Source organism: Cohnella fermenti (assembly GCF_004801405.1).
GTDB lineage: Bacteria > Bacillota > Bacilli > Paenibacillales > Paenibacillaceae > Cohnella > Cohnella fermenti.
Genome location: NZ_SSOB01000018.1, coordinates 54828 through 74514, shown reverse-complemented (window position 1 = coordinate 74514; position 19687 = coordinate 54828). Strand labels below are relative to the sequence as shown.

General features: G+C 57.2%; 13 protein-coding genes. 7 read left to right on the top strand and 6 right to left on the bottom strand.

Annotated features, from left to right (window positions below; all coding sequences use genetic code 11):
• Positions 1–6: 6 nt before the first annotated feature.
• Positions 7–885 (bottom strand): AraC family transcriptional regulator, encoded by an 879-nt coding sequence (locus E6C55_RS15645; protein WP_136370744.1) that lies wholly within the window; start codon positions 883–885, stop codon positions 7–9.
• Positions 886–1027: 142 nt separating this feature from the next.
• On the opposite strand from E6C55_RS15645, the gene E6C55_RS15640 reads away from it, so the two are divergent.
• Both E6C55_RS15640 and E6C55_RS15635 read left to right on the top strand, forming a co-directional pair.
• Positions 1028–3595 carry a glycosyl hydrolase gene (locus E6C55_RS15640; RefSeq protein ID WP_136370743.1) on the top strand — a complete coding sequence of 856 codons (2568 nt, stop codon included), beginning with the start codon at positions 1028–1030 and terminating at the stop codon, positions 3593–3595.
• Between the two features lie 141 nt (positions 3596–3736).
• Positions 3737–4186, top strand: coding sequence for a hypothetical protein (locus E6C55_RS15635; RefSeq protein WP_136370742.1), 450 nt, complete (start codon positions 3737–3739; stop codon positions 4184–4186).
• Positions 4187–4504: 318 nt separating this feature from the next.
• On the opposite strand, the gene E6C55_RS15630 is transcribed toward E6C55_RS15635, so the two are convergent.
• On the bottom strand, positions 4505–5335 hold the full coding sequence (locus tag E6C55_RS15630; RefSeq protein ID WP_136370741.1) for an AraC family transcriptional regulator: 831 nt from the start codon (positions 5333–5335) through the stop codon (positions 4505–4507).
• A gap of 120 nt (positions 5336–5455) precedes the next feature.
• Between E6C55_RS15630 and E6C55_RS15625 the strand changes: the two genes are divergently transcribed.
• Together E6C55_RS15625 and E6C55_RS15620 are read left to right on the top strand one after the other, a co-directional pair.
• Entirely contained in the window at positions 5456–7762 is a 2307-nt protein-coding gene (locus E6C55_RS15625; RefSeq protein ID WP_136370740.1) for a sugar-binding domain-containing protein, read from the top strand.
• Between the two features lie 577 nt (positions 7763–8339).
• On the top strand, positions 8340–10652 hold the full coding sequence (locus E6C55_RS15620; protein WP_136370739.1) for a glycoside hydrolase family 95 protein: 2313 nt from the start codon (positions 8340–8342) through the stop codon (positions 10650–10652).
• Positions 10653–11082: 430 nt separating this feature from the next.
• Here E6C55_RS15620 and E6C55_RS15615 read toward each other — a convergent pair whose 3' ends face one another.
• The 4 genes from E6C55_RS15615 to E6C55_RS15600 all read right to left on the bottom strand — a co-directional run bounded on the left by E6C55_RS15615 (position 11083) and on the right by E6C55_RS15600 (position 16386).
• On the bottom strand, positions 11083–12642 hold the full coding sequence (locus E6C55_RS15615) for a DUF3502 domain-containing protein (RefSeq protein ID WP_136370738.1): 1560 nt from the start codon (positions 12640–12642) through the stop codon (positions 11083–11085).
• Between the two features lie 224 nt (positions 12643–12866).
• Positions 12867–14423: an ABC transporter substrate-binding protein gene (locus E6C55_RS15610; RefSeq protein WP_136370737.1), complete on the bottom strand. Its 1557-nt coding sequence runs from the start codon at positions 14421–14423 to the stop codon at positions 12867–12869.
• A 109-nt stretch (positions 14424–14532) separates the two neighbouring features.
• The gene (locus tag E6C55_RS15605) at positions 14533–15417 is read right to left on the bottom strand and encodes a carbohydrate ABC transporter permease (RefSeq protein WP_136370736.1); all 885 of its coding nucleotides are present in this window, start codon (positions 15415–15417) and stop codon (positions 14533–14535) included.
• Between the two features lie 12 nt (positions 15418–15429).
• Positions 15430–16386 (bottom strand): ABC transporter permease, encoded by a 957-nt coding sequence (locus E6C55_RS15600; RefSeq protein ID WP_136370735.1) that lies wholly within the window; start codon positions 16384–16386, stop codon positions 15430–15432.
• A 389-nt stretch (positions 16387–16775) separates the two neighbouring features.
• Here E6C55_RS15600 and E6C55_RS15595 point away from each other — a divergent pair, with 389 nt between their 5' ends.
• The 3 genes from E6C55_RS15595 to E6C55_RS15585 are packed head-to-tail and all read left to right on the top strand — an operon-like array spanning position 16776 to position 19659.
• On the top strand, positions 16776–17807 hold the full coding sequence (locus tag E6C55_RS15595) for a LacI family DNA-binding transcriptional regulator (protein WP_230986704.1): 1032 nt from the start codon (positions 16776–16778) through the stop codon (positions 17805–17807).
• A gap of 36 nt (positions 17808–17843) precedes the next feature.
• The gene (locus tag E6C55_RS15590) at positions 17844–18764 is read left to right on the top strand and encodes an ABC transporter permease (protein ID WP_136370734.1); all 921 of its coding nucleotides are present in this window, start codon (positions 17844–17846) and stop codon (positions 18762–18764) included.
• A gap of 13 nt (positions 18765–18777) precedes the next feature.
• Positions 18778–19659, top strand: coding sequence for a carbohydrate ABC transporter permease (locus E6C55_RS15585; protein WP_230986703.1), 882 nt, complete (start codon positions 18778–18780; stop codon positions 19657–19659).
• Positions 19660–19687: the final 28 nt, after the last annotated feature.

The window sequence follows — 19687 nt, the reverse complement described above, 5'->3', positions numbered from 1 at the left end:
CCTTCCTCACCTTCCTCCCATCCGGAACTCCGAAGGAGTCAAACCGGTTGCGTCCTTGAAGCTGCGGTGAAAATAAGGCGGGCTGCCGAACCCGAGCCGGTCGGAGATCGCATCGATCGGCTCTCCGACGAGCAGGAGCTGCTTGGCCAGACGAATCCGCTGCTCCATCATGTAGGCCTTGGGCGTCGCGCCCAAGGCTTCTTTGAACAGCTCGGCGAAGTAGGCCGGCTGGTAGCCGCAGGCGCTCGCCAGCTCCGAGACGTGCCAGCTCCGGTCCGGGTGCTCCCGCATCAGCTCCAGCGCCGGCAGCACCTTGCGCCTCGCCTCCGGCTCGCGTTCCTCCCGCAGATGGCGGATCAGCTCCGCGAGCAGCAGGCACATCCGGCCCCGCAGCACAAGCTCGTACCCGAACGATTGCTGCAGGTAGTCGTCCACCACCTGACTGATGAAGGGCTCGAGCTGCGGCGCCCTTGCGACGAACGGAAGCGCGAGCCGCTGCCCGTCGTCAAGGGTCACGAATAAGGGAGCCGGCTCCCGGTCCAGCTCCGCCTCGTCGCAGTATCGCATTTTCGCCGAAGGGTGGTCTGGGATGGCAGAAGGGTTTTCCCAGTTGAAGTGGATGCTGTAGTACGAGAACGCAGCCGACGGAGCGGCGGAGCGCAGTGTCATCGGAGTGTCTCTCCCGTACAGGCCGATGTCTCCGGCGCGGAGCTCGAAGGCTCGGTTGCCGAGGCGCAACTCGGCGACGCCCGACAGCAGGTAGATGAGGTGATGGTCCGGGATGAGACGAGGGCCCCAGCGATAGCCCGGCTCCGATACGGTTCGACCGGCGTAATTCACCGTGGGACTCCAGAGCTGGAATGAACCTGCCGATTGCGCTTGCATCTCGCTCGCCTCCTTCTGCCCTCATTATAAGGATATCCGGCAAAACTGCATAGCTGCCCGGCAAAGCTGCAATTACAGCTCCGGCAGGGCTTGGTATAGTGGCAGGGAGCGAATGCGATAACCCCCGAATGAGGTGTGAGACGTGAAGACATATGATCGGTTGAGGAAGCAATTCGAACAACCGCCGGCGGAATTCAGCCCGATTCCGTTCTGGTTCTGGAATGACGCGCTGTCGAGGGAGGAGCTCATCCGTCAAATTCATGATTTTCATGCGAAGGAAGTGCACGGCTTCGTGCTTCATCCCCGGATGGGGCTCCCGCGATCCATGCCTTACTTATCGGAAGCTTATCTGGAGCTGGTTGAAGCGGCCGTGGCGGAAGCCGACAAGCTGGGCATGAGAGTAATCCTCTACGATGAAGGCATGTATCCCTCGGGCTCCGCCTGCGGCATGGTCGTGCGGCAGAACCCCGACTTCGCCAGCCTTGGGCTGGAGATGCGCGAGATTGCCAGCGGGCCGGGACTGGGGCAAGGGCATGGCGCGGAAAAAGCAGCTACGAACCAAGAAGAAGCGGCAAGAGTAGACACGGCAATCGTTCCATTCTCGCTGCAGGCGGGGGAGAAGGCGGTGTCGGCGTTGGCCGTACGGAAGCGCTCCGACACCGAGATCGAAGCGGGAAGCGCGATTCGGCTCGCTGTTGCCGAGAACGCCGTGCGCTTCGAGCCTCCGGAGGACGGCGATTGGTCCGTCCTGCTGTTCGTCGAGACGCCATCGCGGGGGACGATTCGCGGCGTTCATCCCGGGCAGGATGACGGCGAACCGGATGCTCCCCTGGCGGCCGATCTGCTCAACCCGGAGGCGGTCCAGGCTTTTATCGCGCTGACGCATGAGAAGTATTACAACAAGCTGAAGCGTTACTTCGGCACCACGGTGTTCGCCATGTTCACGGATGAGCCGGACCTGCTCGGACGGGGGCATAAGCAGCGATTAAAGCCGTGGACAAGCGGATTCCTGGACGAGTTCCTGGCAGGCGGCGGTCGCGAGACCGATCTGGCGGCGCTCTGGTTCGATGCCGGGGAGGCCACCGGGCGGATTCGCGACGGTTATGAAGCCGCCATTCGCAAGCGGCTGGCGAGAACCTACTATAAACCGCTTGCCGACTGGTGCGAGGCGCATGGAATTGCGCTTACGGGGCATCCGGCGGTCAGTAACGATATTGGGCTGCTGGAGCACTTCCATATCCCGGGACAGGACGTCGTCTGGCGATATATCGCGCCGGAAGAAGGCAAGGCGATCGACGGCGTGCACAGCACGATGGGCAAGTGCTCCTCCGATGCGGCCCGCCACCGGGGAAGAAGGCGGAACCTGAACGAATGCTTCGGCGTCTGCGGCGTCGAAGGAGGATGGGCGCTGAGCGCGGACAACATGAAGTGGTACCTGGACTGGCTGTTCGTCCGCGGAGTCAACCTGATCTCCCCGCACGCGTTCTATTACTCGATCCGGGACGAGCGGCGGGACGAGCGTCCGCCGGATGTCGGGCCGAACAATATCTGGTGGCCGGAATATGCGCGCTTCTCCCGTTACATCAAGCGGATGAGCTGGCTGATGACGGACAGCGCGAACACGGCGAAGGTGGCCGTGCTTGCCGGGGCCGAGTATCTGCCATGGAACGCCGTCAAGCCGCTGTATGAGCATCAGATCGAATTTAATTACCTGGAGGAAGAGCTGCTTCGGAGCTCCTATCGGTTGGTTGACGGCACGATTCGCATTGCTGAGCAGGCTTACACCGTTGTCCTGATCGAGGACGGAGCCCGTCTGGAAGCGGACACCTGGCGGTTGCTGGAGGCGTTCGTCCAGCAGGGCGGCGTTGTGCTGGATGCCTCGCCGGATGAACGGAGTGCGATGGAGGTTGGACAGCGTTGCGTCTCGTTGTCCGATATTTCCCAAGCGGTCTTGAATGCGTTGGGCCGGGAAGCGCAGCTTCAGCCGGCTCAGCCGTCCATTCGCATCAGTTGTGTGGTCAAGGACGGCGTTACCTTCCATGTCATCGTGAATGAAGGCGAGGAGCGATACGAAGGGAAGCTTCGGGCGGCGCAAGCCGGGTATGCCGAGCGGTGGGACCCGTGGACAGGGGCCATCGAAGCGGCGAGGGCCATTCCCGTCGCAGAAGGCGGAACCTCCATCGAATTCGGCATCGATCGCCGGGAATGTGTGGTCATCGCCATCGACCCGAGCCGGGAAGCCGAGCCGATTGAGACTTCAGCGGATAGAGGCGTCGAATTAGCCGATCTCTCTGACAACTGGCAGGTGCAAGGCGAGCACGTGAACGGGGAAGTTCGGACACTCGCCTCATGGATGGAATGGGATGGCATGCGGTGTTTTTCCGGGACGGTGGTATATGAGAAAGGCTTCGGGCTTCCCGATTCCGGCTCTTATTGCGATTCCGATTCGCCGCAGGAGCCGACCGTTACGCTCGATCTTGGGGACGCGCATGAGTTGGTGCGAGTGTTCGTCAATGATCGCGAGATCGGCGTGCGGATGTGGAAGCCATACACCTTCACGATCGGGCGGGAGCTCCTTCGCGAGAGCAACAAGCTGCGCGTCGAAGTGACGAACAGCTTAAGCAATCGATACGATCGGCGCTCGCTTCCGTCGGGCTTGCTCGGACCGGTCACGATGCAGACCATTAGCAAGCATTCCAGTAAGGAGTAAGATTAACCCAATAAGCCGGGAAAGTCGAGTAGACATGCGAACGTTTGTTTGGTATGCTGATAACAGTCAACCGAAGAAGGGTTCGTCATTCGGCCCTACAGATGCTATACTTATTCTAATCCAATGACGGAGGTTCTGCCGATGGATGCTGAATTGGTGAACGCATTAAGACTGGTTATTCAAGAACAACTGCAACCATTGAACGAGCGCTTTGACACCATCGACTCCCACCTGGAGAAGATCGACAATAGACTGGACAAGATGGACTCCCGGCTAGAGAATCTCGAACTGAGAATGGATAAGGTGGAGTCCCGGCTAGAGAATGTCGAGCTTAGACTGGACAAGGTCGATCTGCGCTTGGATTCCTTCGAAGATCGCTTCGACTCGGTGCAGAATTCTCTGAATCGCATAGAGGCAGCACAGAATGAGGATATCATCGCGTTAATTAAACATACGGATAAGAAGTTAACCGACTTCCAGCACGAGACGAGCGTCAACTTCAAAACCCTCGCTCGTCGGATGACCGCCATGGAGACGGATTTAAGCGAAACGATGGTAGAAGTAGACTCTCTGAAGCCCGCTCAATCGTAAGCCCCTGCAAGCCCCTTCCCGGGGCTTTTCTTTATTGTGAACCATAACGCGCTTGACCCGAGGTCGGATCGAGCCAATAAGCGTGAAATTTCGACTACATTTCGCGGCATGCGCTCCAAATAAGAGAATAAGCACGGATTTTCGATTACATTCCGCAGCCCGCGCTCAACACGAGCCAATAAGCATGAAAATCCGACTACATTATGCAATCTGCACCCCAAATCGGCCAATAAGCATGAATTTCCTACTACATTTCGCGGCCTGCACCCAAATCCGGAATGGACCAACCTCATCCCCTCCGTGCCCCCTCAGCGTCCCCTACCCCCTCGCATGAAGGCCCCGGTACTGGTTCGGGCTCCGCTGCTCCAGCTTCTTGAAGACGGTGCAGAAGTAGTTGACGTCGTCGAAGCCGACCATCCCGGCAATCTCCTTGACCTGCAGGTTCGGCTGCTGCAGAAGCAGCTCCTTGCTCTTCTTGATGCGCACGGAATTGATGTACTGGAACAGCCGGATGCCCATCGTCTTCTTGAAGACGGTGCACAGATGCTGCGGCGTGTATTCGGTCAAGGCGGACAGCTCGTTCAAGGTCAGGCCCTCGGCGTAGTGCAGATCGATATAGTGGAAAAGCGGCTTCAACCGAAGATTCAAACTTGTAGCGCTGTTGTTCGGCTGTGCGGAGGCGTACTGCATAATGTCGGTCAGCAGCCCGTACAGGATACTGGAGCCGTGAAGTCCCTTGAAGGCCACGTCCGCCCGATCGAGGTCGAGGACCGCCTGAATTCGCACCCGGAACGCCTCCGGATTGGACAAGTATAGAACGCCTGAGGACGCGATGCCGGCCGTCTGCTTCAGGAACGTCTCCACCTGCCCGCCGTCGAAGACGATCCAATCGACCACCCAGGTCGGGCCTGCGGCATAATATTCATGCGGCGCCCCCTTGAACAGCAGCATGGCCGTTCCTTCCCGGATTCGGTACGTCTTGCCCTCCAGCTTCAGCTCGCCTTCTCCCTCCACGCACTGAATCCATTGGTGCAGGTAGCCGTTCGGCCTGACGACGTGCTCCTGCTGCCATGTCTGCCCCACATCCAGCACGTAGTACGGCAGCTCCTTGTCGGATGGCGTCACGACGGGAATGTATCTTCTTGGCATGGCCGACCACCTTAATATTATCATATCCTTCTTAAAATCATTAGATTGTTAGCCGATTCCCCGCAATTTACAATAATAATATAGCAAAGATAACTGCCTGAAGGAAGGGAACGTGACGTTATGTGCAGAGTGGTAACGAAGATCATGAGCGGGTGGGAGTTTACGCTGCAAGAGCCTGATGACGCGAGCTTCGCGCCGGTGAGGCTGCCCCACGACTGGGCCATTCACACGCCGACGAACCGCCAGATGGACCAGGCCGAAGCGCAAGGCTTCCGGGACCGCCAGGGCATCGGTTGGTATCGGAGGGAGCTGTGGCTGCAGGAGGTTCGAGAGGATCGTGTCTACCAGCTTCAGTTCGATGGCATCTATGAGAATAGTACGGTCTGGATAAACGGCACCGAAGTCGGAGGACGGAAGTACGGTTATTCGAGCTTCGCGGTGGAGATTACCGACTGCATCCGGGCGGGACACAATCGGATTCTCGTCAAGGTGGACAACACGGCGCTGCCGTCCGATCGATGGTATTCGGGGGCCGGCATCTACCGCACGGTCAAGCTTCTCGAGCTCCCGAAGCGGCATCTGAAGCCGGAGGACATTCAGGTGACGACCGCCGTCGAAGGGGACAAGGGGATCGTCGTCATTCGGACGGGCACGACCGACCCGGTCGCAGCCAGCCTGAAGGAGGGGACGGCCGACGTCTCGTCCGGGTCCGGCAGCGGAACGATTCGGCTCGAGCTTCCGCAGGTCAAGATGTGGAGCCCCGAGTCGCCGCACCTGTATGCGCTGGAGCTGTCGCTGCTGGACGGGGAGCAGGCTGTCGATACGTACGCGATGCGGATCGGTGTCCGGGAGATCGAGATGATCGCCGGCCAAGGGATGTTCGTGAACGGCAAGGCGACGAAGATCAAAGGCTTCTGCATTCACCAGGATGCGGGCTGCCTCGGGATCGCCGCCCCGTCGGAGATCTGGCGAGACCGGCTGATCCGGTTCAAGGCGATGGGCTGCAACGCGATCCGGACCGCCCACCACATGCCGGCGGCGGAGCTTCTCGATCTGTGCGACGAACTGGGCTTGCTGGTCTACGAGGAGCCGTTCGACAAGTGGACCGCCGGCTCGTACCGGAGGTACTTCGAGACGGAATGGCAGCGCGACCTGGAGAGCATGGTGAGGCGGGACCGCAATCACCCGTGCGTGTTCATGTGGGGCGTCGGCAACGAGGTCGAGAATCAGGGACAGCCGTCGATGCTGCGGATTCTTAAGATGCTTAAGGATCATCTCGCGACGCTGGACGATACGCGGCCGGTCTCCTATGCGATGAACCCGCACTTCAAGTATGAGAGCAACGTGGACCTGGCCCAGGTGAAGGACGTGCAGCAATTCGTCGACGAGGTCAGCGAGACGGAGATCGACGATCTGAACGAGAGGGTCGAGCGCATCCGGCGAATCGCCGAGATCGTCGACGTGATCAGTTGCAACTACCAGGAGCAATGGTACCCGGCCATCCACAAGGCAGTTCCGGACAAGCTGATTTTGGGGTCGGAGACGTATCAGTTTTTCCGCGGGCATGTGGATCAGATGCAGAACTTCAGCGACGAAGTGCCGTGGATGGATGTGGAAAAACACGACTACGTCATCGGAGGCATGCTGTGGACGGGGATCGATTACCTCGGCGAGTCGATGGGATACCCGGCCAAGGGCTGGGCCGGCTCGGTGTTCGCGACGAACGGCGAGCGCAAGCCGATCTCGTATCTGTACGAGAGCTATTGGTCCGAGCAGCCGATGGTCTACTTCGCGGTGATGGACTACTCGCTGCAGGACGAGGGCGTGAAGGAGCATTGGGATGCGCCGAGATATGCGAGCCATTGGAGCTTCCCGCAATTCAACAAGACCGTCGTTCCGTATATGATCGCCTCCAACTGCGAAGAAGTGACGGTCGAGGTGAACGGCAAGCGGTTCTACGTGAACAAGCCGTCGTCCTATCCGAACCGGATGATTACGGGCTTCCTTCCGTACTTGCCGGGAACGGTCACGGTTCGCGGCTTCAATAACGGCGAAGAGGTATGCCAGTACACGCTGCGCACGCCGGGCCAGGCCGCGAAGCTCGGCTTCGACCCGATTGCCGAGACTCGCCTGGCGGCAAGGGAAGGCTATTCGCAACTGTTCACGGTCCGCGCGCTGGACAAGGACGGCACGCCCGTGTTCCGCGACAGCTCCAAGGTGACATTCCGCGTCATCGGCCCGGCCGAGCTCATCGGCGTGGACAACGGCGATCTTTGCTCCGCCGAGCCGTACGATTCCTCATGGCGCCACCTGTACCGGGGCTGTGCCAGCGCAGTCCTCTCGCTGACGGGCGAACCCGGCCGCGTGGAACTGACGGCGTTCGCGGACGGGATGGAGTCGGGGCGTGCGGCAGTGGAGGTCGGGTAAGGCGGCGGTGTATCCGGGGGCGCAGAAGCCCCCGGATTTTTTGGTTGAAGGTTGTGATGCCGTTAATGCCGGTACCTGCAGGAATTTATGTGAAATTTCACATTGGCGCTGCTCGATACCGGCCCACTCGGGCGATTTTATGTGAAAAAGCATATTCGTTGGGCCTGTTCCGGCCCGGAACATTCGTATATATGTTAAAAATAGCATAAAACCCCTTGATTCGCCCGAATCCCGAGCGATGAATGTGAAAAATCGTATAAAATCATAGATCGTCCGATGCAAGAGGCAACCGTCAACGAAGGAGTGTTGCAATCGGTCCCCTTCCAACTGAATTCGGCCTCAAGCAAGCTCGATAGCTTTGTTCGGGCGCATGGGCCATTATAGTTGCAGGGGGAAGATAGCCTTATTTTTGTTGGGCGAGCGTTCCGGTAGTTTGTTGGGAAGAACATAATAGTGTAATTTTCGGCTGGAATGGGCAGTGGGAAGTGAGAAATTGACTGGTTTCTTTACTATAATGAGGGTGCTTGCAGGATCTTTAAGGTCCGGATGACATTCTCAGGAAGAGGGAGATCAGAGCATGATCCGATTGTCGGAGACGCTGATGCGATATGACGAGCCGGCGCATGATTGGAATGAGGCGCTGCCCGTGGGGAACGGACGGCTCGGCGGGATGATATTCGGGGGTGTCGGCGAGGAGACCGTGCAGTTTAACGAAGACTCGATCTGGTACGGAGGCTATCGGAACCGCAACAACCCCGACGCTCTGGACAATCTTCCCGAAGTGCGGCGGCTTGTGTTCGAAGGCAAGCTGAAGGAGGCGCACCGGCTGGCGGAAGCGGCTCTCTCCGCGACGCCCCGGAGCGAGAGGCATTACTTGACTGCGGGCAATCTGCTGCTCCGGTTCGATCATCCCGCGGGAGAGACGACGGGCTATCGCCGGGAGCTGGACCTGGAGACGGCCATCGCGTCGACGGTCTACGAGATCGGCGGCGTGGCCTATCGGCGCGAGGTGTTCTGCAGCTACCCGGATCAGGTGATGGTTGTCCGCCTTCGGGCCGATCGCCCCGGCTCCTTGTCGTTTAACGCGCGCTTCGAGCGGAACAAAGGGAGGTATATGGACCGTTCGTTCCGGCACGGAACGGATACCGTTGCGATGAGCAACGACTGCGGCGGCCGGGACGGGCTTGCGTATACGGCGGCGGTGAAGGCGGTTGCCTCCGGAGGACGGGTGCGCATCGTCGGCGAGCATCTCTTCGTTGAAGGGGCGGATGAAGCGACGCTGCTTCTCGCCGTCGCCGGGACGTTCCGCCATGCGGACCCGGATCGGCATTGCTTCGAGCTGCTCGCGAGCGCGGCGGCTTGTTCCTGCGAGGAGTTGAGAAGGAGGCATGTCGAGGATTATGCGCCCTTGTTCCGGAGAACAAGGCTGGAGCTCGGCGTCGAGGAGCGGGAGCGGGCGCGGGCCGGATTGTCCGCGGCGAAGCGGCTGGAGCGGGTTCGGCAGGGGGAGCGGGATGACGGGCTGATCACGTTGTTTTTCCACTTTGGCCGCTATCTGCTCATCGCCTGCAGTCGGCCGGGGTCGCTTCCGGCCAACTTGCAGGGCATCTGGAACGACTCGATGACACCGCCGTGGGACAGCAAGTATACGATCAACATCAACACGCAGATGAACTACTGGCCCGCCGAATCTTGCAGCCTAGAGGATTGCCATGAGCCGCTCTTCGAGCTCATCGAACGGATGCGGGAGAACGGACGCGTGACGGCCCGGTCCATGTACGGCTGCCGCGGGTTCGCGGCCCACCACAATACGGACCTGTGGGCCGATACGGCTCCGCAGGATATCTACGGCCCCGCCACGCAGTGGGTCATGGGAGGCGCCTGGCTCGCCTTGCATATGTGGGAGCACTACCGATTCCATCCGGAGGAGCGGTTCCTGAGACGGGCGTACGATACTATGAAGGAAGCGGCATTGTTCTTCCAGGACTTCCTCGTCGAGAGTCCGGAGGGTTATCTGGTGACGAATCCTTCGGTGTCGCCGGAGAATCATTACCGGCTGCCGAACGGAGAGACCGGCACGCTGTGCTACGGCCCCGCGATGGATACGCAGATTGTGGGCGAGCTGTTCGGCGCTTGCCTTGAGGCCGCACGAATTCTCGGTGTGGACGAAGAGGACCGCGGGGAGTGGGAACGGATTATGTCCCGGCTGCCGGAGATGAAGATCGGCCTGCACGGTCAATTGCAGGAATGGCTGGAGGACTACGAGGAGAAGGACCCCGGCCACCGCCACATCTCGCATCTGTTCGGCTTGCATCCGGGCACGACGATCAGCCCCGACAAGACGCCGGAGCTGGCCAAGGCCGCGGAAGTCTCGCTGAGGCGGAGGCTCGCGGGCGGAGGCGGCCATACCGGCTGGAGCCGGGCATGGATCATCAACTTCTGGGCCCGGCTGCTGAACGGCAATCAGGCTTACGCACATACGCTGGCGCTGCTCGAGCAGTCCACGCTGCCGAATCTGCTCGACAATCATCCGCCGTTCCAGATCGACGGCAACTTCGGAGCGGTCGCCGGCATTGCCGAGATGCTGCTCCAGAGCCATCTCGACGAAGTCCGCCTGCTGCCGGCGCTGCCCGATTCGTGGCCGAGCGGCCGCATCGAGGGGCTGCGCGCGCGAGGGGGCTTCCGGGTCGACCTGGAATGGAGCGAAGGACGGCTCGAATGCGCCACGGTTCAATCGACCTGCGGCTCGCTGCTCCGGCTGAGGGCGGATGCTCCTCTGCGTGTTGTGCGGCAGGACGGCACGGTGCCCGTCTTCGTCGAGCAGCGCGAAGCCGGCGTGCTGGAGCTGCAGACGCGGAAGGGCGAGACCTACGAGCTTCGGCCTCGATAATCCGCGATAATGGGGCGCGGGTGAGGAGCGGGCACTAACGGAGCAAGAGTCGAATAAGGCCCGAACAAGCCCGTTCGGTAAACGAGAAGCCGGAGGCTCCGCAAGCGATGCGAGGCCTCCGGCTGTGGCCGCTGAGGGCGGTGGAGCGACGCGAATTTATGTGAAAAACCGCATTGGTGCAGCGCGATAACGGGGCAGTTGGATGATTTTATGCGAAAAACCACATTCATGGGGGCCGTTGTGACCCGAACTGTCCCTATATATGCGAAAAATCGCATAAAACGCCTCTAATCATCGCAAATTCAGGCGAACGAATGTGAAAAACCGCATAAAATCGTGCAATCGAGAGAAGGCCCGCCGCCGGGGTGACCGCGGCAGCGGGCCTTCTCGTTGTGCGCCCAATCGAACGAATCGGGGCGAAGATTAGAGATTACGATTGCGGCCTGCCGGCGGACCACTCCGAGAATTGCCGCTGGTACTCCGCGATGTAGGCGTCGAGGCCTGCGGCCTTCAGCTTCTCGAGGGTCTTCGGGAAGTATGTGTCGTAATCGACGAAGCCGCTGGAGATCGGCGCGACGAATTCCGTGTATACCCCGTTCAGCTTGGCCTCCTCGTTCTTGACCTTGGTGTTGTCGAAGTTGAAGCCGGCCGTCTTCGACAGGATGGCGTCGTCGTCCCAATGCTTGTATTCCTCGATGAAGTCGTCGGACACGTTCGTCTCGAATCGCATGAACTTGTCGTTCATCATCATCCAGTCGTCGAAGAACAGGTCGCTCGTCAGATTCGCAATTCTTCCTTTCTCGTCAATTGTGTAGTCCTTGTCCTTGATGCCGTATGTGAAGAAGTCATACAGCTCCTGGTTCTTCTGCAGCAGATTGAAGAAGGCGACGTACCGCTCGGGATGCTTGGCGTTCGCCGACACGAAGTAGGCGGTGTTGTAGGTGCCGCGGCTGATCTTCGGACGGTCGTTCTTGTTCAGAAAATAATTCTGAAGCTTGGCCGTCGGGACCGCCTGGGTGATAGAAGCGATGCCTTCGATGGGGCGAGTCGCCGTTCCCGGGTAGAACATCGCCTTGCCCACGTTCCAGTCGGACAGAAGCTGAGGCTGATTGGTTGCGGCGTACTTCGGAATGATGCCCTTCTTGTACCAGCCGTTCATCAGGCTCGCGTAAGCTTTGAACTCCGGCGATTCGTACCAACTGATCAGCTTGTCGTCCTCGGCGGCTTCGTTCACGGCGATAAAGTTGTTGATCCAGTTCAGGTTCATGTCCGTGTACTCGTACATCAGCATGTAGGTCGCATCCGCGGAAGCGAAGCCGATCATGTCCGGATGCTTGGCGTGCACCTTGTCGTAATACTCCTCCAGCTCCGCGAGCGAGCCGACCGAGGACATTCCGACCTCTTCCAGCAGGTCCTGGCGAACCATAACGCTGTAGAACGCCGCGGAGCTGGCCCGGTTGCCGACCGGGATCGCATACTGCTTGCCGTTCATCTTGAAGGCGTCGAACGAAGCGGCGGCGACATTGCTCTTCAGATCGGGCGCATAGTCGTCCACATAGGGCGTCAAGTCGGCGTACAAGCCTTTGGAGACGGACTTGGACAAGTAATTGATGTCCGTGTAGGCGGCGAATTCCTCGCCGGAGGAGAGCATCAGATCCGTCTTGCCTCCGCCGTACTCCGACCATGGAAGATAGGTGAGGTCAAGCTGGGCATTGATTTCTTTTTTTACGAGCTCCTTCAGTTCCTTGCCCGCAATCTCGGCCAGTCGCTGGGACTGCCCCGTGTAGAACAAGAGCTTCAACGTGACCGGCTCCGAGAAGTCTGCGCCGGACGTTCCGGCCGGAGTCTCCGAAGCGTTCCCGCTCGCCTCGGAAGAAGGAGCGGGTGCGGCATTCGAGCCGGCGTTGCCTCCTTCGTTCGACTGCGAGCTGCAGGCGGTAACCAGCAGGAGCGCGGCGAGCAATGAGAATAACGTAAGTCGACGTATCATGAAGCATGACCCCCTTGAAATTATTGGATAAGTAAGCGGTTGCAATATACATTTACAGAGATGAAAGCCCGAACGGGAGCGGAGCAAAGAAGCGAAGCAGCGGCGGAACCGCGGCTGCCTCGCCTGGAGCTTACTGCGAATGTCCTTGCTTACCGTCCATGCCTCTTACCGTCCATGCCTCTTACTTACCGTCAACGCCTCCGGCTTACCGCCAACATCCCGGCTTATTGCGAATGGCTCTGGCTTGCGTACCATTCGGAGAATTGCTTCTGGTATTCGGCCATGTACTTGTCGAAGCCGGCCGCCTTCAGCTTCTCCATCGCCTTCGGGTAGTTCTTGTCGAAGTCGACGAAGCCGCTGGAGACCGGCGTGAGGAATTCGGAGAAAACGCCGTTGATCTTCGTCTCCTCGTTCTTGACCGGCGAGTTGTCGAAGGTGAAGCCGGCCGCCTTGGAGATGATTGCGTCATCGTCCCAGGCCTTATAGGTGGCGATGAAGTCGTCGGGAACGGATGTGTCGAAGCGCATAAAGTTCTTGTTCATCATCAGCCAGTCCGGGATCAGCTCGTCGGTCGCGGTTCGCGTCATGCGTCCGTTCGCGTCGAGCGTGTAGTCCTCGCCTTCGATGCCGTAGGCGAACAGATCGTACAATTCCTGGTTCTTCTGAAGCAGGTTGAAGAACATGACGTATCTCTCCGGATCGGCGGCGTTGGCCGAGACGAACCAGGCCGTGCTGTACGTGCCGCGGCTGATCTTCGGCAGGTCGCGGTTCAGGAAGTAGTTGACCAGCTTGGCCGTCGGAACCGCCTGCGAGATGGCGGCCGCGCCTTCGAACGGCCGTGCGGCCGTGCCCGCCCAGAACATCGCCTTGCCCGAGTTCCAGTCCGACGTCAGTTGAGGCTGGTTGGTGGCCGCATACTTCGGAACGATGCCCTTCTCGTACCATTCCCGCATGATGCCGGCGTACGCCTTGAACTCGTCGGTCTCGAACCAACTGATGATTTTGTCGTCCTGGGCCGATTCGTCGATGGCCAGGAAGTCGTTCAGCCAATACAGGTTCTTGTCGGTATATTCGTACATCAGCATTCTTCTTGCGTCGGTGCCGGCATAGCCGATCAGCTCCGGATGGGCGGCGTGCACCTTCTCGTAGAACTGCTCCAGCTCGGCGAGGGACGAGACGCTGCTCATGCCGACCTCCTCAAGCAGATCCTGGCGAACGAGCACGCTGTAGAATTCGGCCGAGTTCGGCTTGTTGCCGACCGGAACGGCATACTGCTTGCCGCTGAGCTGGAACGCCTTGAAGGAGTTGTCGTCGACCGTCTTCTTCATGTCCGCTGCGGCTGCGCCATCCATATAAGGCGTCAGATCGGCATAGAGCCCCTTGGCGACCGACTTGGCCATGTAGTTGGAGTCGGTATACGCCGCGAAGTCTTCGCCCGTCGACAGCATCAGGTCGGTCTTGCCTCCGCCGTATTCGCTCCACGGGAGGAACTGGAACTCCAGCTCGGCGTTGATCTCCTGCTTCACGATGTCTTGGAACTTCGACTTGGTCAGTTCCTTCATTCGGTCGGATTCGTCGCCGTAGAGGACGATGGTCAGCTTCGCGGGCGCCAGGCCGGAAGCGGAGCTTCCGCCGTCGTTCGCCGAAGCGCTCGCCGTGCCGGACGGCGAGGCGGCATTGCTTGCGCTGCCGGACGGTTCATTCGTATTGCCGTTGCTGCAGGCGGCCAGAAGAAGCAGAGTTGCGGGAAGCAGAGTCGCCCAACATTTTGTCTTAACCATTCGAGTTCCCCCAATGCATAATAGTTATTTATTGTGCAACGGCATGCGACCGCTCATCCGATTCTCGGGTGATTGTATCATGCCACGCGCAACCGGGCTTGGCAATCGGCTATCCCTTGACGGAGCCGACGATGATGCCTCTGACGAAATAGCGCTGCAGGAACGGGTACAGAACCGCGATCGGCAGCACCGTCAGACAGGTCATGGCGAGCTTGGCGGTCTCGAGCGGAGGAGCGACAATGGCTCCGCCGATTCGGGCCGCATTCCCCGAAGCGAGGAATTGGATGTTGGCCATCATGTAGTACATCATGTATTGAATCGTAAACAGCTTCTCGTCGGTGACGAGCATCAGCGGCAGATAGAAGTCGTTCCAGAACTGCAGCGCGTAGAACAGCGAGATCGTCACGAGACCGACCTGGCCGAGCGGAAGCATAATCCGGAAAAAAATTTTGATGTGCCCCGCGCCGTCCATCTGAGCGGATTCGACCACCTCGTGCGGGATGCTTCGGAAGTAGTTCGCCTGCAGGTACATGAGGAAGACGTTCAGCAGGTACGGAATGAAGAGGCCTGCCAGCGTATCGTCCAGGTGATAATACTTCGTGCTGAGAATGTACCAGGGCAGCGTGCCGCCGCTGAACAGCATCGTGAAGTAGGCCAGGAACGCGAAGAAGTTGCGGTAGCGGAAGCCCTTCGCGGTGATAACGTAAGCGTAAGCGGTCGTAACCAGCACGGAGCACGCCGTTCCGAGAACGGTTACCATGACGGAATTCGCATAGCCGCGCACAATCTGCTCCGTCTTCGAGCTGAACATGAATCGGTACGTATCGAGCGTGAAGCCTCGGGGCAGCAGCGAATAGCCGTCCGCCGCGATCTTCGCCTCGGTCGAGAGCGAGCCCGAGACGGCGAGCACGAAGGGAACGAGGCAGATTAGCGAGAACAGACCGATGGCGACGTAGAAGCTGACGAGAAGCGCCCGGTTCTCTTTGTAAGGCATGACCTACACCACCTAGAAAAGTTTGCTTTCCTTGTCGTACCAGCCCGCCAGCTTGTTGGCGACCAGCACGAGGACGAACCCGAACAGGGACTGATAAAGGGTGATCGCCGAGGCGAAGCCGAATTCGCCGGAACGAATCGCCGTTCGGTACACATACACGTCGATGATATCGGTCGTCGGCAGCAGCAGCGGATTCAGGAACGTAACGCCCATGATCATGCTGAGGTCGCCCTTGAGCATGCCTCCGATTCCGAGAAGCGTGAGCAATATAATAGAAGGAATCAGCATGGGAACGGTGATCTTGGTAATCAACTGCCACCTCGAAGCCCCGTCGATCCGCGCCGCCTCGTAATACGACGTATCGATCCCCTGCAGCACCGCATAGTAGATAATCGCGCCGTAGCCCGCGCTTTTCCAGATGTGGGACAGAACCAGAATGATGACGAAGAGCCAAGGATGCGAATACCAGTCGACCGGCTGCATGCCGACCGCCTCGAGCAGGCGGTTGACGATTCCCTTCTCGTAGTCGAGGAAGGAGAACAGGATGGCGCCGATGACGATCCAGGAGATGAAGTGAGGGAAGAACATGACGCTCTGCGTCACTTTGATGAACGACTTGCTTCTCAGCTCGTTCAGGCCGATGGCGATCGCGACGGAGAAGAAGGTGCCGCTCAGCATGTAGAGCACGTTCAGCATGACCGTATTGCGCGTCGCCCGGATGGCGCTGTCCATGCTCGAGAAGAAGAAGTCGAAGTTGTCGAAGCCTGCCCACGGGCTTCCGAAGATGCCGCCGTTGTAATTGTAGTTCTTGAACACGAGGATGAGGCCGCTCATGGGCAGATACGCGAACAGAACAAGTGCGATCACGCCCGGCAACGCGAGCAAGAAGAGCGAGCCGTCATTGCGCAGTTCCCGGAGACGCTTCCGCAAACGGGTCGTTCCGGATCGCCGCAAGGCTTCTTCCGACATCGGGATTCACTCCTTCATACGACTGATGATGTTCCGACTGATGATGTTCGTACAATAATGATGGCGCTTGCAGACGTCCGGATTGCGGGGCGCGTCGGGGAGCGCTGTACGAGATAAGCATAGAGCCGGTCGCCATGTAAGCGCCATCATAAGAAAATGAAATCGCTTAAAAATTCCGCAATCGCACGGGCTTCAAAAAAATGAAATCGCTTAAAAATAAATAAATGCGAGATTATGGACGCAAGTCGGGCTTAATGCACTTTTTAAACGTTGCAGAATAATGAGGAATATGATAGGATCGACTCAATAACATTGCTATAACGTTTTAGCTTAACGTTTTAGCAAACCATCATATTTTGTCGGACTAATAGACCAAATGACGGGGGGGCATGAATATCGCTAGCATTAAAGAAATTGCAGAACTGGCGAATGTTTCGAGCAGCACGGTCTCGATCATACTTAACGGCAAGGCAAAGGAATTTCGTATTTCTGAGGCTACTCAAGCAAAGGTGCTGAAGGTAGTGCAAGAACTTGATTATAAGCCGAATATCTCTGCCAAGCGATTGCGGACGAATGGAGAAACGGTCAAGCCTATTATCGCATTATTCTGGACAATTGATGCTCGGACTCAGCTTATTAATCGTTTTCTAACGTCCATTCAGCATTCATTAAGCGAATGCGGATATAAATATGAGTTGCTTATCCAACCATATGTGGGGTCAAGAATATGCGATGAGACCAGCTTGCTGACAGGCACAAGATTTAACGGAGCGATTATTGCCAATGCTACTTTTGAAGATGAGGCTTATCTGGCAAGCGCTGACATTAGTGTGCCTACCGTGCTTTACTTGCGCGATTCCGACAAATATTGCAGCGTCAATATCGATCATTATAAGGCTGGCAAAGAGGTCGCCAAATTGTTTGCAGCGAGAGGACATCGCAAAGTGGGGGCTGTCATCCCAACCGTTTCTTCTCATGCGATTCATTCCAGGGCAAAGGGCTTTATGGATGGCTGCACAGAATATGGCATGGAGTTGCCCGAATATCGCATTGTTCATAATCAATATACGGAAGAAGGCGGGTATTTGGCATCGCAGTCCATGGCGAATTGCCCGGAACGCCCGACCGCCATATTCTTCCTTAGCGATCAGATGGCCATCGGCGGACTTTATGCATTCAACGAGATCGGGATTTCCATTCCTGACGATATCGAAGTTGTCGGACATGACAACGAGCAAGCGTCTCGCTTTTCAATTCCCTCGCTAACAACGATGCATTTGCCGGTTGAGGATATGGCCGCAGCATGCTTCAGGATGATCGTTGATTTGATGGATCATAAATTAACTCCGCCGTATTCACGACAGTTCGACTATCATTTGGCCGTTAGGCAGAGCTGTGGCTCTGCGGCCCGAAGGGATTGACGCAAGCGATATTTTGAATCAACGGAGGGTTCGAGGATGATGGAGAGCAGTCGATGGATGCAAGCGCGCAGAAACATTATCCGAGGGAAGTATTTGTACTTGATGCTGGCGCTCCCCGTTGTCTATTTTGCGCTGTTTAAGTACGGCCCGATGTACGGCGTTGTAATTGCATTCAAGGATTTTAAAGTGTATGACGGAATAATGGGAAGCGATTGGGTTGGCTTAAAGTACTTCAAGCGATTTCTGTCGGACCCGAACTTCTGGACGTTGGTTAAGAACACGATAGTGCTTGGTCTGTATATGCTCATATTTGGGTTCCCGGCTCCCATTCTGTTTGCATTGCTTGTCAACGAGATCCGACAGAAGTGGTATAAGAAGACCGTACAATCGATCAGCTACTTGCCGCATTTTATTTCGATGGTGGTTGTTGTTTCGATGGTCGTAACCTTTACCAAGGAAGACGGACTGATCAATCAGATTACGGGACTGTTTGGCGCCGAACCGATCTCCTTCCTGCTTCATGCGGAATGGTTCCGAACCGTCTTCGTTGCGAGCGAGATCTGGCAGACGATCGGCTGGAGCTCCATCATTTATTTGGCTGCATTGTCCGGTGTGAATCCGGAGGAGACGGAAGCGGCCGTCATTGACGGTGCAAATCGTCTTCAGCAGATGCGTTATGTAGTCCTTCCTGCAATAACCCCTACGATTGTTATTATGTTCATTATGAATATTGGATCGATACTGGATGTTTCGTTCGAGAAGGTGCTCTTGCTGCAGAATCCATCAATTTACGAAACGGCAGACGTGATATCGACATACGTCTTCCGCAAGGGACTTGAAGGCTTCCAGTACAGCTTCGCAACAGCGGTCGGCTTATTCAATTCGATTGTAAATCTCATGTTCCTGGTGGCAGCCAATCAATTGGCACGCAAATTTGGCAACTCGAGCCTTTGGTAAAGGGGGGACGACAGTGGGCATACGTAGAAGCTGGTCGGAGAAGACATTCGAGATCATTAATATCATGGTGCTGCTCGGAATAACGATTGCTATTTTCTATCCATTCTACTACATGCTGATCGTTTCCATAAGCGATAATGTTTCGGTTATGACGAATCAGGTGAAGTGGCTCCCCATCAACCCGTCTTTTAAAGCCTATGCGGCAGTGTTCAAAGACCCCTTAATCTTGAATGGGTTCGTTAACTCCTTCGTTTACATGGTAGTCGGGACGACGCTTAATATCATCATGACCTCCTTGTGCGCCTACCCGCTTTCGCGCAACGATCTTTACGGGAAAAACCTGTTCATGAAACTGATTGTGTTTACGATGTTTTTCAGCGGCGGTTTAATTCCGTTATTTCTTCTCGTTTCGAACCTCGGCTTGATTAATTCGATTGCTGCGGTTGTGCTGCCCGGAGCGATTAGCGTGTTCAACATGATCATCATGCGCTCCTTTTTCCAATCGATTCCGTTCGCATTGACGGAAGCGGCGCACATCGATGGAGCGAACGATCTGTATGTGTTCGCAAGAATCATTCTTCCGCTCTCCAAGCCTATCGTCGCAACCTTGATATTGTTTTACGCCGTCTCGCAATGGAATGCCTTCATGGGGCCTCTTATGTTCCTGACGGAGAAGGCGAACTATCCGATACAGCTATTCGTTCGCAATATTGTTATTGAAGGGCAGACCTCTGATATCGGTATGGCCATTGGGGCTACCGGAGCATCCGCAGCAGCGGAGAAATCCATAAAATATGCCATTATATTGGCTGCTGCCGCACCGGTCATCGCTCTCTATCCGTTCATTATCCGATACTTCGAGAAGGGGGTGATGGTTGGGTCCGTCAAAGGATAAGCTGTTAGGTTCGTATTAGTCGCTCAAT